This window comes from Acinetobacter calcoaceticus (assembly GCF_051947995.1).
GTDB lineage: Bacteria > Pseudomonadota > Gammaproteobacteria > Pseudomonadales > Moraxellaceae > Acinetobacter.
Genome location: NZ_JBLVVH010000005.1, coordinates 185,041 through 201,064, shown reverse-complemented (window position 1 = coordinate 201,064; position 16,024 = coordinate 185,041). Strand labels below are relative to the sequence as shown.

The 16,024-nt window shown below is 42.0% G+C and carries 14 protein-coding genes; 9 read left to right on the top strand and 5 right to left on the bottom strand.

Translation table 11 applies throughout. The annotated features are described in order from the left end of the window. Window positions 1-62 precede the first annotated feature (62 nt). On the bottom strand, window positions 63-1,343 hold the full coding sequence (locus tag ACNQO6_RS11855) for an OprD family outer membrane porin (protein ID WP_440209080.1): 1,281 nt from the start codon (window positions 1,341-1,343) through the stop codon (window positions 63-65). Window positions 1,344-1,374: 31 nt separating this feature from the next. Further along, a complete protein-coding gene (locus ACNQO6_RS11850) occupies window positions 1,375-2,721 on the bottom strand; it encodes an MFS transporter (protein ID WP_440209079.1) in 1,347 nt (448 codons plus the stop codon). 517 nt (window positions 2,722-3,238) lie between these two features. Between ACNQO6_RS11850 and ACNQO6_RS11845 the strand changes: the two genes are divergently transcribed. Together ACNQO6_RS11845 and ACNQO6_RS11840 are read left to right on the top strand one after the other, a co-directional pair. Continuing rightward, window positions 3,239-4,315: an aromatic ring-hydroxylating dioxygenase subunit alpha gene (locus ACNQO6_RS11845; protein ID WP_440209078.1), complete on the top strand. Its 1,077-nt coding sequence runs from the start codon at window positions 3,239-3,241 to the stop codon at window positions 4,313-4,315. 12 nt (window positions 4,316-4,327) lie between these two features. After that, window positions 4,328-5,272: a PDR/VanB family oxidoreductase gene (locus ACNQO6_RS11840; RefSeq protein WP_440209077.1), complete on the top strand. Its 945-nt coding sequence runs from the start codon at window positions 4,328-4,330 to the stop codon at window positions 5,270-5,272. Window positions 5,273-5,313: 41 nt separating this feature from the next. Here the strand turns inward: ACNQO6_RS11840 and ACNQO6_RS11835 are convergent, their stop codons facing one another. The 3 genes from ACNQO6_RS11835 to mhpT all read right to left on the bottom strand — a co-directional run bounded on the left by ACNQO6_RS11835 (window position 5,314) and on the right by mhpT (window position 7,888). Further along, window positions 5,314-6,006 carry a GntR family transcriptional regulator gene (locus tag ACNQO6_RS11835; RefSeq protein WP_440209076.1) on the bottom strand — a complete coding sequence of 231 codons (693 nt, stop codon included), beginning with the start codon at window positions 6,004-6,006 and terminating at the stop codon, window positions 5,314-5,316. A gap of 123 nt (window positions 6,007-6,129) precedes the next feature. Then, window positions 6,130-6,585, bottom strand: a complete 456-nt coding sequence (locus tag ACNQO6_RS11830; protein ID WP_262754215.1) for a MarR family winged helix-turn-helix transcriptional regulator — start codon at window positions 6,583-6,585, stop codon at window positions 6,130-6,132. Between the two features lie 70 nt (window positions 6,586-6,655). Then, the gene (mhpT, locus tag ACNQO6_RS11825; protein WP_440209075.1) at window positions 6,656-7,888 is read right to left on the bottom strand and encodes a 3-(3-hydroxy-phenyl)propionate transporter MhpT; all 1,233 of its coding nucleotides are present in this window, start codon (window positions 7,886-7,888) and stop codon (window positions 6,656-6,658) included. 248 nt (window positions 7,889-8,136) lie between these two features. Between mhpT and ACNQO6_RS11820 the strand changes: the two genes are divergently transcribed. From ACNQO6_RS11820 to ACNQO6_RS11790, 7 genes are all read left to right on the top strand, one after another. Next, the gene (locus ACNQO6_RS11820; RefSeq protein WP_440209074.1) at window positions 8,137-8,976 is read left to right on the top strand and encodes a p-hydroxycinnamoyl CoA hydratase/lyase; all 840 of its coding nucleotides are present in this window, start codon (window positions 8,137-8,139) and stop codon (window positions 8,974-8,976) included. Window positions 8,977-9,013: 37 nt separating this feature from the next. After that, window positions 9,014-10,465 (top strand): aldehyde dehydrogenase, encoded by a 1,452-nt coding sequence (locus ACNQO6_RS11815; protein WP_440209073.1) that lies wholly within the window; start codon window positions 9,014-9,016, stop codon window positions 10,463-10,465. An 81-nt stretch (window positions 10,466-10,546) separates the two neighbouring features. Then, a complete protein-coding gene (locus ACNQO6_RS11810; RefSeq protein WP_440209072.1) occupies window positions 10,547-12,433 on the top strand; it encodes a feruloyl-CoA synthase in 1,887 nt (628 codons plus the stop codon). 74 nt (window positions 12,434-12,507) lie between these two features. Beyond that, the gene (locus ACNQO6_RS11805) at window positions 12,508-13,647 is read left to right on the top strand and encodes an acyl-CoA dehydrogenase family protein (protein ID WP_440209071.1); all 1,140 of its coding nucleotides are present in this window, start codon (window positions 12,508-12,510) and stop codon (window positions 13,645-13,647) included. Between the two features lie 82 nt (window positions 13,648-13,729). Then, window positions 13,730-14,980: an OprD family porin gene (locus tag ACNQO6_RS11800; protein ID WP_440209070.1), complete on the top strand. Its 1,251-nt coding sequence runs from the start codon at window positions 13,730-13,732 to the stop codon at window positions 14,978-14,980. Between the two features lie 57 nt (window positions 14,981-15,037). Next, window positions 15,038-15,574 carry a DUF3237 domain-containing protein gene (locus ACNQO6_RS11795; RefSeq protein WP_440209069.1) on the top strand — a complete coding sequence of 179 codons (537 nt, stop codon included), beginning with the start codon at window positions 15,038-15,040 and terminating at the stop codon, window positions 15,572-15,574. Window positions 15,575-15,614: 40 nt separating this feature from the next. Next, window positions 15,615-16,004 carry a PaaI family thioesterase gene (locus ACNQO6_RS11790; RefSeq protein WP_100191913.1) on the top strand — a complete coding sequence of 130 codons (390 nt, stop codon included), beginning with the start codon at window positions 15,615-15,617 and terminating at the stop codon, window positions 16,002-16,004. Window positions 16,005-16,024: the final 20 nt, after the last annotated feature.

Below are 16,024 nucleotides of genomic sequence, written 5' to 3'. Positions count from 1 at the left end.
TATTTTTATTAATTTTTAAACGGTTTCCCGATTTTTAGAAACCGTTTGAACATATTTACTGTTTAAAACTTAAAGCTATAGTCAATATTCAAGCGTGTTTCATTGGCAGCATGGAAAGTCATATTTGTGGGCATATCGTTGCGATAGTGAGAAAACCGAGCCCGTATTCCCAAGCCTTTTAACTTGCCTTCTGGAATTTTATAGCCCAAATCAAATTCCATCGACTCTTCTTTAAAACGCTGATCGGCATATTGCAATAAATCAATGTCTTCCCCTTTCGCATATCGGGTCATAAAACGTAGCCCATTTAAGGAAACATCGCCTAGTCGCACATTTTTAAAGTCATATTCATAACGTATCGAATAGACTTTTTCGTCTTTATTTGAGTAATCCGAACTCATAAAATCAAGCACGACGGGACTTTCGGTTCCCGATAAAAACGGCAAACCCGTCGAACCAAACGACTGCATGTAGCCCAAAGAAAGCGTATGATTTTGATAGTTCAAACCAAATAAGCCACTAATATGTCGGTTATCGACTTCTCCAATTTTTTTGCTTCCAGTTTCTTCGCTATTAAAAAAACGTACATCACTTAAAAAATTAAGTTGATCATTTAAAGGTTGTTTTCCGTTAAAGCCTAAAAACTGTTGCTGGTAAATATCTTTGAGTTCAGCATGATAAGCACGTAAACGGTAATCCTTTAACTGATAGCTTCCTCCCAACGTATAAAAAGAATCGGTGGTTGCCGCTTTGTCAAAACGATGGTTAATATTGTCTGTTCCAACATCGGTATAACGAATTGAATCACGCTGACGTACTTCGTCGACATAAAAGCCTTCGAGTTGAAGATTTGGAATTTCATTTGAAACAAAGCGGATACCGCGATAAGTCTGAGGGAACAAACGCGCTGGCGATGAAAATAGGGTCGGCAACTGTGGAACTAGATCCCCCACAAAAAGCTCATTTTTTCTAAATTTAGCCTTCCCTGTAATGCCTATTTTTCCATAATAATCATCACGCGAGTTATCGGTATTCACTGGGAGTAAGCCACTACGTGCATGATCATCAGCACGGTTTCCCATCAGGTTAAAACCTGCCATTGCCAATACATCGACACCAAACCCAACTGTCCCTTCGGTATAACCAGACTGTCCTTTAAAAATTAAACCCTGCGCCCAATCTCTGGCTGCTGTATAGGAATATGGGTCTTTTTTATAGTCTCGATCAAAGTAAAAATTGCGTAGTGTCAGCTCAGCTTTACTGTCTGCAATAAACTCGGCATGCACAACTTGACTCAATAACGGGCACAAGCATACCCCCACCCACAATGGTGCCTTTTTCATTTTTTATCTCAACTATTTAATTTTTAATGATTTAGGGTGATGTTTTAAGCGCGTAGTTCTGCTCTTTCTGACTTCGGTAAAAAGCACTACCCAAACTTAAAATCAGGAAAATAGCCAAAATAAACACCACACCGTAATAGGCGTACAGCGTTGCGGGTGCAATTCCTTTATCCAGAAAGATGCCTGCGACCGTTGGCGATAAAATTGCCCCAATTCGTCCAAAGCCAATTGCATAGCCCACGCCACGACTACGAATTTCGGCATCGTAAATTGTTGGAGAAATCGAATATAAACCTGCTACACAGCCATTAATGAGTGTGCCAAGTAATAACCCCACCATGAGTGCAATGCTGACTTGGGACGAGACGGCAACAAAGAGAAAAACACATGCCGAAGTTAGTCCCAAGAACAGGCTTAAGGCATAGAAAATTTTCATACGTGATGCGAGTAAACCAATAATGGCTGCCCCGAAAATCCCACCAATACTAATTAAAATACCCGTACTTACGCCTTGCTCTGGTGACATTCCCATTGAAATTAGAATTTTTGGTGTCCAGCTCATGACAAAGTAAAAGCCAAACATCACTAAAAAGAATGCAAACCACAAACAAAGTGTTTGGAATCCAAGTTGTCCAGCAAATAATTTGCCCAGCTCACTACCATTTTGCGTGCTGATTTTTTCATAACGCGGCATAACAGGTAATTCGTTTAGCCCCATACGATTTACGGTTGCATTAATTCGTTCGAGTGCCTGTTTTGGTCGTTTCGCGAGTAAGTAATCTAAAGATTCAGGTAATAACCATGCGCTGATCAGTAGCATTGCAATGGTGGTTACCCCACCTGCTAAAAAGATTGAGCGCCAACCTAAGTGCTCAATCAATGCCAGTGAGAGTACCCCACCCAGTGTCGCGCCAATTCCATAACCGGTAGACATTAAACTCACTGCCAGACTGCGCCAGCGAGCATTGGCATATTCACTTGCCAGTACATTACTGCTCGCAAGAATCCCACCGACTCCAATTCCGGTAATAAACCGAAGTGCAGCTAACATGCCGTGGCTTTGTACAAAAGCACAACCCAACATGCTCAAACCTGCAATCACAAGACAAACCAGAATGAGTAAACGGCGACCGATTTTATCGGCCAAAGGTGCGAGGAAAATGGAACCGGCAGCCATCCCGAAAAGACCTGAACTGAGCAATAAGCCAATTTGTGCGCCTGAAAGTGACCATTCTGCTGATACGGATGGTGCAGTAAATGCCATCACCATCACGTCAAAGCCATCAATAATATTGAGACAAATACAGATCAAAATGACGAACCATTGGTAGCGGCTCATGCTGTTTTGATTGATCTGATTGAGAACGTCTCTTTCCATTTGTGTATCTCCTAATGCGGATAAGAGACACATACGACATCGCCAATATGAGCAATTGTATGCTTATGCATATCCGTATCCATAGACCTAGAGGAATATTTGTTTTTTGAGCATCCTGCTCTTTTTCTATACTGAATATTTGGATCCAAAAAATCAACAATATTTTAAAAATTTAATTAACAACGGATTAAATAATTGAAAAATATAATTATAATTTATTTATAATTATGAAAACAAAAAATATGGATCCATAAAACATTGCCCATTTTACTTACCACAATTCCCAATATGAGACCCAATTCAGCTTTCAAAGCACACAAAATGGATCCAAATAAAAACCAATAAAATTTTCTCCCAAAAACTCAAAAGAAATAAAAAAAGCCTTTAACAACATTATAATACATACATAAAAACTAAACACATAGATCAATATTTTTAAAAAATATACTGTCTATCAATTGACCAATATTTTTATTTATTATAAATTGGATCCAATAAGTGATAAGGAGTCGTCACAATGTTTATTAAAAATGCTTGGTATGTTGCCTGCCGCCCAGAAGAAATCCAAGACAAACCACTAGGTCGCACCATTTGTGGTGAAAAAATCGTTTTTTATCGTGGCAAAGAAAACCAAGTTGCAGCCGTTGAAGATTTTTGCCCCCATCGTGGTGCCCCACTTTCACTGGGTTATGTCGAAGATGGTAACCTTGTGTGTGGATATCATGGCTTAGTGATGGGCTGTGATGGAAAGACCGTTTCAATGCCAGCGCAACGCGTCAATGGTTTCCCTTGCAATAAATCATATGCAGTTATTGAAAAGTTCGGTTTTATCTGGATATGGCCAGGCGAGAAAGCTTTAGCAGATGAAGCAAAACTGCCAACTTTAGAATGGGCAGATCATCCTGAATGGAGCTATGGCGGAGGCCTGTTTCATATTCAGTGTGACTATCGATTGATGGTCGACAACCTCATGGATTTAACCCATGAGACCTATGTGCACTCCAGCAGCATCGGACAAAAAGAGATTGATGAATCATTACCTGTCACTAAAGTTGACGGCGACCATGTCATTACCGAACGCTACATGGAAAATGTGATTGCTCCTCCATTCTGGCAAATGGCCCTTCGCGGCAATCATTTGGCTGATGATGTACCTGTTGACCGCTGGCAACGTTGTCACTTCTTTGCGCCAAGTAATGTCCACATTGAAGTGGGTGTCGCACACGCGGGACATGGTGGTTACCATGCACCAAGTGACAAAAAAGTTTCCTCAATTGTGGTCGATTTTATTACCCCCGAAACTGAAACATCACATTGGTATTTCTGGGGAATGGCACGCAATTTCCAGCCAGACAATGCTGAACTCACCGATCAAATTCGTGAAGGCCAAGGCAAAATCTTTACTGAAGATTTAGAAATGCTGGAGCAACAGCAGCAAAACATTTTAAACAATCCACATCGCAAGTTACTCATGCTCAACATCGACGCAGGCGGTGTCCAGTCCCGTAAGGTCATTGACCGACTACTTGCCGAAGAAAATAAAATACCTCCTGAAACGTCCACACAGAAGTTTCCAAACATTCGGATTATCTAAAGGAGTATAAACATGGACGTGATCATTGAAAAAATTCACCAGCTCACCCCGACTATTCGTGCGTTTGAATTGGTTGCAGCAAATGGCACAGCGCTACCGAATTTTGAGGCAGGTGCGCATATTGATGTGCACCTGAAAAACGGCCTCACCCGCCAATATTCACTTTCAAACTGCTGCACTGAAAAACATCGTTATGTCATTGGTGTTTTACATGATGCCAATTCACGCGGTGGCTCACGTTGCATCCACACCGAATATTGTGAAGGCGACCATTTAAAGATTGGTGAACCACGCAATTTATTTGAGATTCATCCTCAAACCAAACAGGCAGTTTTATTTGCTGGTGGTATTGGTATTACCCCGATTTTGTCGATGGCGTATCGTCTTAAGTCGGCAAATATTCCTTTCGAATTGCACTACTTTGTTCGTAGTCATGAAATGATTGCCTTCTATGGTAATTTAACCGAGCACTTTGGTGACCAAGTCCATTTTCATATTCAAGATCAGCCGGACACCGAATGTAATATGGCAAAGGTTTTAGCTCAAGCTTCACCAGATAGACACTTATATGTATGTGGACCTACAGGGTTTATGCAGTTTGTCATGAGCTCGGCCGAACAAGCTGGCTGGTACAATGAACAGTTACATCAAGAGCATTTTGTCGCGCAAAAAGTAAATACGTCCAACAATGAAGCTTTTACTATTGAAGTGAAAGGTACGGGCCGCCGAATTGAAGTATTACCAGAGCAGACTGCTACTGAAGCATTAATTGCGAATGGTTTTGATATTCCGGTTTCATGCGAACAAGGCATTTGCGGGACCTGTATTACCCGCGTGGTAGAAGGTATACCTGATCATCGGGATCTATTTATGACCGATGAGGAACATACATTGAATGACCAATTTACGCCCTGCTGTTCTCGCGCAAAAACCAAACATCTTGTGATCGAGCTTTAACTCGAAAGTTCCTTTATTCAAAAATAAAGGAACTTTTCACTTTAAGCGCGGAGAACATTTCTTAAGGTTTCACCTAAAATCACTACACTACTGTGTTCGCGCATTAAGGTTTCAGCACGCCCTGCCTGACGATTTACCAATGCATCGAAAATCGAACAATGCTGTAAATGCGCATAGTGCAAACGGCGATATTCCGATAAAGCTTGGTTCTGGTCATAGGTAATGGCTTGGGCAGATGCCATTGGTAATTGGTTGTTTTTTGCTAAGGCTTGGATGAGCGCGACGTTTTGCGCGCCTTCAATAATCGTGTCATGAAAAATGACATTAAAATGGTGATAACGTTCCAGTTCAGCATCGCCAAACTCGTCTGTTTCATTAAAGAGTTTTTCAGTTTCCTGAATGCAGTGTTGCAGTGTCTTTTTCTGTTCTTCGCTTAAGCCCTGTTCTGCCAAAGTTTTTGCAGCCAAGCCTTCCAGCACACCGCGCACTTCAAGCGCATCATGAATAAGTTGCTCTGAAATTTCACGAACCGTGTAACCACGAGTTGGATTTTTGATGAGGAGACCTTCTTGCTCAAGCAAGCGAAAGGCAATACGAACAGGCTGCCTTGAAACACCAAGTAACTCGGCAGTCGGAATTTCGGCAATTCTGGCGCCGCCTTCAAGTTCCCCTGAAATAATCATTTTTCTTAGTTTAAGTAAAACTTGTTGTCCTGAAGACATTCGCTGCCACACATCACCAAAAACGTCACTTCGATGCTAGCAAGTTCATTTGCAAAATGAAATCAATTTTCTGCTTGAATCAGTGCTTAAGCATTTTTGTAGATTTTAAAAAATTAATTTACAAACCACATTCAATTAAAGATTTTTAAGATTATTGACCATAATATCGAGATTATTACGGATTAAATAAGCCAAGTTAATATCAATGCCTTCAAGCATTTTTTCTTCGACTTTTAAAACCACTTCATTGCATTTATTTAGCTTTTCAACACCGCTTTCAGTCAGGGTAATTAAAATACGGCGACCATGGGTTGGATCCGGTTTTTTTTCAATCCAGCCATTCACCAGTAAATCTTGCAAAATTTTGTTGGCAGATTGCGGCTTTATGAAAGAACGTTCAGCAAGCTTGGCATTGGATAAATTACTTTTTGAAGCTAAAACCGAAAGTGCAGTAAATTGCGGCAAAGTAATTTCAAGTTCTTTTAAATGTTCTGTTAAATGTTTACTAATGATCCGGTCAACACGAGCGATCATGTAACTTAATTTCGGCTCATCTTCTGCTTTTTTTTGAACTAAATTTGAACGTACCATAACATTTCATTCATCATAAGAAAATCTGTAGTGAAAGTATGAGGCTCGAACCCCATACTTTCGTTAAAACTTAGCCAGCACCTGAGCTTTGTATTAAATGTACAGGCTGTTTAGGTTTTTTGACAAGAAGTAATGCAGAGATCGCTGCAATTAAAATCACTGGAATGCTTGAACCAATTACAATGGTCGAACTTTGTCCGAGCGAGAGTAAAAAACCAGCCATTAAAGGTCCTGCAAAAGAACCAATACGCCCAATTGCAACTGCTGCACCAACTCCAGTTCCACGCATTTCGGTTGGATAATACATGGCAGCCAGACCGTATAATGCCGATTGTCCGCCCACAATGAATAAGCCACAACCGACTGCCGAAAGTGCAAGTAAAGCCACGGTCGGAGAAATTGCCAAACAACAAAGCGAAAATAAAATACCGAGATAAATCAGCTTAATCACAAAACTCATGCGTAATTTATCAAGTAAGACACCCATGAGGATTGAACCTAAGATTCCGCCAACGTTGTAACCCATCTGCACATAGTTTGCCTGAAGTTTCGATAAGCCTTGCGCGCCCATCAGTAACGGCAACCAGTTCAACAAGAAATACAGTACAACGAGCGTACAGAAAAAACTGACCCAAAGCTGAATGGTCGACATAAGGCGTTCTTTGGCAAATAAAACTTCCAAGAATGGCGTGGTTTTTTGCGCTTGAACTTTACGTTGCAGATAGTCATTTGACTCAGGTAAAAAGCGCATAATCAGCGGAATCAGCAAAATAGGAGCAATTCCCCCAATATAAAAAATATGACGCCACTCTGCATCACCTGCCAACGACATGGCAACCACCGAAGTGAGTAATCCGCCAAAAGGAATGCCGCTATACATGATGCTGACAGCAGTACCTTTGTGCTGGTCAGGTACAGCTTCAGAGGCAAGTGTAATCATCATGGGAAGTGCCCCACCCATTCCCAAACCCGTACAAAAACGAATGAGTAATAGCAAACTGAAGTTAGCTGCATAAGCCGTTAGCAAAGACATAATTCCAAAAAGTAAAATACTAAAAATCAGAATTTTCTTACGCCCGACAATATCGGCAAACCGACCGCCCAATATGGCACCTGGTAACGTCCCTAAAATTGCAGCACTAAATGCCCACGCCATCTGGGCATTGTCTAACATAAACTCAGCCCGCATTCGTGGAGCGGCTACCCCCATTGATTGAAGATCAAAGCCTTCAAAAATTGCGATGGCAAAGCACAGTAGTAACGTGATTTTTGCCCTTGAAGGCTGTCCTGATATTTTTTCCATTGTGTTGTCCCTTATTGACTAGTCGTTCCATTTAGCCCTTTGTGTATTATTGTTTAAACACAGCAAAAATATCAGTTAAACTTACCAAAAAATCAACATATTTTTATATAAAATCATCAATAAAATTAATTAATATTTAAAATACAATACATTATAAAATATTTATAAAATTTGATAAAAAAGACTTGAATGTAAGTTTAACTGATATTAAATTAAATCCCAGAACAGCTAAAAATCATTCAAGGAGTATGAAGATGAGTTATGAAAACCGCTGGGAAACAGTAGATGTTAAAGTTGAAGATGGAATTGCATGGGTAACACTAAATCGCCCAGAAAAGAAAAATGCCATGAGCCCGACACTCAATCGTGAAATGATTGATGTACTTGAAGCGATAGAACTTGATCAAGATGCACGTGTGCTTGTGTTAACAGGTGCAGGTGATTCTTGGACAGCAGGCATGGACTTGAAGGAATATTTCCGTGAAGTCGATACGCAGCCGGAAATTTATCAAGAACGTATTCGCCGCGACTCATGCCGTTGGCAGTGGCAACTTCTTCGCATGTATTCAAAACCAACCATTGCGATGGTCAACGGCTGGTGCTTTGGAGGCGGTTTCTCACCCTTAGTGGCGTGTGACCTCGCAATTGCAGCAGATGAAGCAACTTTCGGTTTATCTGAAATTAACTGGGGGATCCCACCGGGCAACCTTGTAAGCAAAGCAATGGCAGACTCTGTTGGTCACCGTGCCTCTTTGTACTACATCATGACGGGTAAAACCTTTAGTGGTAAAGAAGCCGAAACTATGGGCCTTGTGAATAAAAGCGTACCCCTTGAACAGTTAAAAGCAGAAGTGACTGAGCTTGCAAACTGTCTACTTGAGAAAAATCCTGTGGTTCTTCGTACCGCTAAAAATGGCTTTAAGCGTTGTCGTGAACTGACTTGGGATCAAAACGAAGATTACTTATATGCCAAACTTGATCAATGTATCCACCGCGATACGGAAAACGGTCGCCAAGAAGGTTTGAAACAATTTTTAGATGAAAAATCAATTAAACCGGGTTTACAGAGCTATAAACGTACTGGTTAACTTTTGATTCACTAATGGCAATGTAAGGACACAACCCATGCAAAATGTACAGTTACTTATTCACGGTCAATCTGTTGATGCATCAAATCAGGCAACGTTTGAGCGTATCAGTCCTATTGATGGATCAGTGGCAACTCAAGCCGCTGCTGCAACATTGGACGATGTTGACCGTGCCATCGAATCGGCACAACAAGCTTTTAAAGTATGGTCGAAACTCTCACCTACCGAACGTCGCTTACGCTTATTAAAAGCAGCCGATTTAATGGACCAAAAAACCGAGCAATTCATTGAAACTGGAATGCAAGAAACAGGTTCAACTGCAACATGGTATGGGTTTAATGTTCACCTTGCTGCCAACATGTTACGTGAAGCCGCAGCCATGACCACACAAATTGACGGAAGCCTGATTCCGTCAGATGTGCCGGGCAATCTTGCAATGGGTGTACGGGTTCCTTGTGGTGTGATTGTAGGGATTGCACCTTGGAACGCTCCTATGATTTTGGCAACACGTGCACTTGCCATGCCTTTGGCTTGTGGTAACACGGTAGTGTTAAAAGCCTCAGAAGCCTGCCCAGCAACACATCGTCTCATTGGTGAAGTGTTACATGAAGCGGGTCTGGGTGAAGGTGTGGTGAATGTAATTACGCATGCCGCCGAAGATGCACCACAAATCGTAGAGCGCTTAGTGTCTCATCCAGCCGTGAAACGCATTAATTTTACCGGCTCAACCAAAGTCGGAAAAATTATTGCCGAGACTGCTGCCAAATATTTAAAACCAGTTTTACTCGAACTCGGTGGGAAAGCCCCTGTTGTGGTTTTAAATGAAGCTGACATTCATGAAGCCGTAAATGCTGTGGCTTTTGGAGCATTCTTTAATCAGGGGCAAATCTGTATGTCGACCGAACGTGTTTTGGTTCAAGACAAAATTGCCGACCAATTTATTGAAAAACTGATTGAAAAAACTCGCTCTATTCGAGCAGGTAATCCAACCTCAAAAGACAATGTACTCGGTGTTTTAGAAAGTCGCCGCGCTGCAAACCGTATTCAGCATTTGTTGGAAGATGCTCAAAACAAAGGTGCTGACTTACCTTTAGGCATCCATATTGAAGACACCACCATGCAACCGACGCTGGTGCTCAATATTAACCCTGACATGCTGCTTTACCGCGAAGAATCATTTGGACCTGTATGCACAGTTCAACGCTTTTCAAGCATTGAAGAAGGCGTAGCACTGGCAAATGACAGCGAGTTCGGCCTTTCTTCGGCAGTATTTAGCCAGAATATTTCGCAAGCACTGGAAGTGGCTCAACAAATTGATTCGGGTATTTGTCATATTAACGGCGCAACCGTACATGACGAAGCTCAAATGCCATTTGGTGGAACAAAATCGAGTGGATACGGACGATTTGGTAGTAAAGTCTCTGTTGCCGAATTTACCGAACTACGCTGGATCACCATTCAGACCCAATCACGTCATTACCCGATTTAGTCAGGCTAATGCGGACAACAACATATTAAATAAAAATTGCATGATGCAAAAAATAAAGCGCAGTGATGCGCTTTCCATGGAGTGAAAGAAATGCAAATGAATGCCACTCAATCACAAGACCGCGAACGGTTCGTAAAATTAGGGCAACATGATATTCATTATCACCATAAAGATGACACGCTCTATATCAGCCCAAAAGAGCAATTAAAACCGTATCCACAAAAACTGACAGATCGTTTAATTCATTTTGCACAAACCAAACCCGACCATATTTTTGCAGCAAAACGTAATGCTCAAGGTGAATGGGTCAAACTGAGTTATGCAGAAGTTTTACAACGTGCATGGCACATTGCTCAGGCTCTACATGAACGTAAGTTAAGCCAAGAAAGGCCTCTGGTTATTTTAAGTGGTAATGATCTCGAACATTTAACACTGTCTATGGCTGCCATGCTGGCAGGTGTGCCTTTTTCAGCAATTTCACCAGCCTACTCTCTGATTTCTCAAGACTTTGGCAAACTTAAACATGTGTTTGAAGTGCTTACACCGGGTATGGTCTATGCCAGCGATGGACAAGCCTTTGCCAAAGCGATTCAGGCATGTATTACGCCTGATATTGAAGTGGTGACCAATAAAGGAATTGTGGGTGATCAGATCTGCACGTCTTTTCAATCGCTATTAGATACGCCTGTTTCAGATGTTCAAGAGTTTTATCAAACCCTTGATGAAAACCAGATTGCCAAATTTCTATTTACGTCAGGTTCAACCAAACTCCCTAAAGCTGTGCCGACCACGCATTTAATGCTGTGTGTGAATCAGCAAATGTTGTTGCAGACTTTCCCTGAGTTTGAAGAAACGCCGCCTGTCCTACTCGACTGGCTATCTTGGCACCACACGTTTGGTGGTAGTCACAATGTCGGTATTGCGCTCTATAACGGCGGTACCATTTACATTGATGACGGCAAACCCGTTGCAGGAAAATTTGACGAAACCATTCGTAATCTCAAAGAAATTTCTCCAACCGTTTATTTAAATGTGCCAAAAGGTTGGGAAGAACTCACCGAAGCTTTAGAAAAAGATGAAGAATTAAGAGACCGCTTTTTTGCCAAAGTTAAAATTTTATTCTTTGCAGGTGCAGCGCTTTCAGAAGCGGGCTGGAACAGACTCGATAAAATTGCTCAGCAACATTGTGGAGAAAAAATTCGCATTATGAGCGGCTTGGGTATGACTGAAACAGCTCCCTCTTGTGCTTTTACCACTGGTCCACGCGTGATGGCTGGCTTTATTGGTTACCCTGCTCCGGGATGCGAAATCAAGCTGGTGCCATGTGGTGACAAACTAGAATTTTGTGTTCGTGGCAAACATGTCATGAAAGGCTATTGGCGTTTAAAGGCAGACCAGCAAAGCACTGTGTTTGACGATGAAGGCTTTTTCCATACGGGTGATGCTGTGCGTTTAGTCGATGTGAATGATCCAACTAAAGGTCTCATGTACGACGGACGAATTGCCGAAGACTTTAAACTCAATACAGGCACTTTTGTGAATGTGGGCACACTACGCAACAAAGTACTGATTCAAGGTAATTTACTCATCCAAGATGTTTGTATTACTGGTTCAAACCTGAATGCGGTTGGTTTTCTGATTTTTCCAAAACTAGATGCTTGTGCTCAACAAGCTGGTCTTAAGCTGGGTGAACATTCTGCAACAGAGATATTACAGCACCCTAAAGTCCAGCAATGGTTCCGCCAATTTTTAACGACCTTTAATAAAGATGCGACTGGTAGTTCAAATACAGTTTCCATGCTTTATTTAATGACCGAGCCACCTCAACTCGATGCAGGCGAAGTCACCGATAAAGGCAACCTCAATCAAGGCAATATTACCAAGCGTCGTGCTGCATTAATTGATCAGCTTTATCAAAAGCAGGCCGAAAACCCACTGATTATTCGGGTACCCACCTTAAAGCAATAAGCAATTGAAATAAAAAAGGAAGCTCAAATTTCAGTTTGGGCCTTAACCTCACTTTTGCCTAAAAAAGGTTCAACATGCCACACGATACAGAATTTGAACTATTTCGGGATAGCTATCGCAGGTTCTTAAAAGAACAGGTTGCTCCGTATTATGAACAGTGGGAACACGATGGCCTTATCCCACGTGAACTATGGCTTCGCCTTGGGGAAAATGGCTTTCTGTGCGTCGATGTGCCCGAGGAATATGGCGGTTACGGCGCTCCTGTTCATTACTCTCTCATGCTGGTTCAAGAAACTGCTCAAGCGGGCTTTGCATCTTTGGCAGTTGCCATTGGCGGGCAAAATGAGCTGGTCTCTCCTTATCTGCAAAATATTGGAACTGAAGAGCAAAAACGTTATTGGCTACCCAAAATGGTGACGGGTGAAGTCGTCACTGCAATTGCCATGACCGAAGCCAATGCAGGTTCAGATCTACAGGCCATACGCACTCAAGCCATTTTAGAAAATGACCACTATCGTGTGAATGGTTCAAAAACGTTTATTTCAAATGGTTTGCATGCCGACCTGATCGTTTTAGTGACGAAAACTGATCCGCAAGCTAAAGCAAAAGGCATTTCGATTTTTCTAGTTGATGCTACTTTAGACGGCGTTAAAAAAGGCCGTTCATTACAAAAAATCGGTCTACATGCTCAAGATACAGCCGAACTATTTTTTGATGATGTTTGTGTGCCTGCAACTCAGCGTTTGGGGGAAGAAGGACAAGGTTTCGCCTATTTAATGCAAGAGTTACCGCGTGAGCGTTTGAGTATTTCCATGATGGCTTTGGGATCGATTTTGGGGGCTATTGAAATCACCAAAGACTATGTATTGGAACGTAAAGCTTTCGGACAACCGTTAAGTCAAATGCAAAACACGCGCTTTGTACTCGCAAACGCACAAATCAAAGCAAAGGCTGCTCAAGCTTTTGTAGACCAATGTGCAGCGCTGTATCAACAACACCTGTTAAGCGTCACTCAAGTTGCCGCACTGAAATGCTTTATCACCGACACTCAATGTGAAGTGATTGATCAGTTACTTCAGCTCTTTGGCGGCTACGGTTACATGCAGGAATATCCGATTTCACACTTTTTTGTGGATGCACGGGTACAGAAAATTTATAGGGGAACCAATGAAATTATGAAAGAAATCGTCGCCCGAGAACTGCTCGGGAAATAGTTCGATTTAAAAACCAAACAAGGCTGACACAACAACTAAGTCTTGTTGAAAACAAAAAAATGTTATTTCAGGAAGAAATGCGATGTCGAAATTATGGATGTACTCTACCCTTATGCTCTCAGGTTCAGTGTGGGCTGGCAATTTTATTGACAACAGTTCAGTAGAACTCACCACACGAAATTTCTATTTTGACCGCGACTACCAAGAGCAATCCGCTTACCCCGCTGCCAAGGACTGGACGCAAGGGTTTATTCTCAAAGCCAACTCAGGTTATACCGAAGGGACGGTCGGTTTTGGTCTGGATATACTGGCAACTGCAGGCTTTAAGCTGGATGCCGATGCCCAACATGCAGGTACCGGCAATTTAATCAGAAATACGGTCACCAATGAACCTGCTGACTCTTATGGCGAAATTGGCGTCACGGCAAAAGCGAAAATGAGTCAGACCGAACTACGCATCGGTACGCTCATGCCGATGAACCCGGTGTTAGTGGCTTCACCTGCCCGTTTGCTTCCTCAAACCTATCGAGGCATTTCACTGACCAGTAAAGATATTAAGGATTTTGATTTACAGGCGGCCTACCTCGATAAAGTGAATCATCGGGATTCGACCAACTATGAAAAAATTAAAATTTCAGGGGTAAATGGACGTTTTAAAAGTGCCGAAACCGATGGGCTCTATTATTTAGGCGGGAATTATCAGCTCAATCCCGCACTCAAGCTCACCGCTTTTTATATGGATGTTGATGATCTGTATCATCAGACGCTGGTCGGTGTATTACATCAATATAAAATTAATGACAGCACCAATCTGAGTTCACAATTACGTTACTACCGCAGCCGAGATGACGGGCAAGCAAAAGCTGGCTTGGTCGATAATGACCTGTATCATGCGCATTTCGAACTCAAACATCAAAACCATAAATTTATTTTTGGGACTTTCCAACATCACGGCGACACTGCTTTTCCGTATTTGACGGGAGGTGAAACCGGACTTCTTATTGATACATGGCCGGGTGAGTTTTTAAACCCAAAAGAAAAGGCCTATAGTTTCCGCTATGAATACGACTTTAAAGATTATGTACCGGGTTTACGTTTTATGACCCGTTACACCACAGGTCACAATATTTATGCACCCAACTTAGGCGGAACCAATTTAAAAGAACGCGAAACAGACTTTGATTTAGGCTACACCGTCCAAAGTGGTTGGTTAAAAAATCTAGGGTTACGCGCGCGCTATGCCATTTATGACAACAACATGCTCGCTACAGCCAACATCAAACCTGTCAACGAAACCCGTATCAACATCGACTACACTTGGAAATTTAAATAATTCAAAACGAGAGGTTCTGTCACAGATAGAACCTCTTTTTATTTCGGGAAATTCATCATGAAGAACGTTGTAGCACTACTCTGCGGCATGAGTCTGATTACCCTGACTCATGCCGAAACACAATATAGTCCACCACCTATTCAGCTTGAGCCTTTAGCAAAATTTAGTGTGGATCTGAACGCGCCTGTTTGGGAATTGGGCACAACCAGTGACGCTGGTAAGCGCCGAATTATTCCTATTACAGGTGGGACATTTGAAGGGAAATCACTTAAGGGCCGCATTTTAAATAATGGCGCAGATTGGCAAATTGTCGACAGTAAAGGACTGGCCATTATTGATACGCGATATTTATTAGAAACCGATGACGGTGCACTCATTTACCTTCAAACCAAAGGTTACCGACATGGCTCGGCAGAAATACTAAAACAGCTTGCTCAAGGCAAAGATGTCGACCCGAAAAACTACTATTTCAAAATTACCATGCAGTTTGAAACCAGCTCACCCAAATATTCATGGCTTAACCAGACCGTTGCGGTAGGGAGTGCAATGCGCTTGGGCAAAGCGGTTATTTATGATGCCTACAGCTTGAAATAATCATTTTTATAACACTGATAAAAAGGATGGAGCCTTGATTATGGATCAAAAAACGTTAGAACACTTACCGCCCATCCATCACCATTTGGGTGGACACAATATCCATTGGAATGACAAAAACACTGAACTCACCATCCACTACACGGCGCTAGAAAGCTTTACCAATCCACGCGGTACCGTTGAAGGTGGCATGATCTGCGCCATGCTTGATGACGTGATGGGACTTTTTGCATTTCTCGCCAATGACCATAAACCCGCTACCACCATCAACTTAACCATGGATTTTTTAAGGCCCTGTGCTGTGGGTGAAGTCATTACAAAATGCCGATTCATTAAACAAGGCAAAACCGTACTGAATCTTGAAAGTGAAGCTTGGCAAAACAACAAAATGATTGCACGAAGCACAGCTAATTTTCTGGTTTTAGATTAATTGCAAACATTCATTTAATA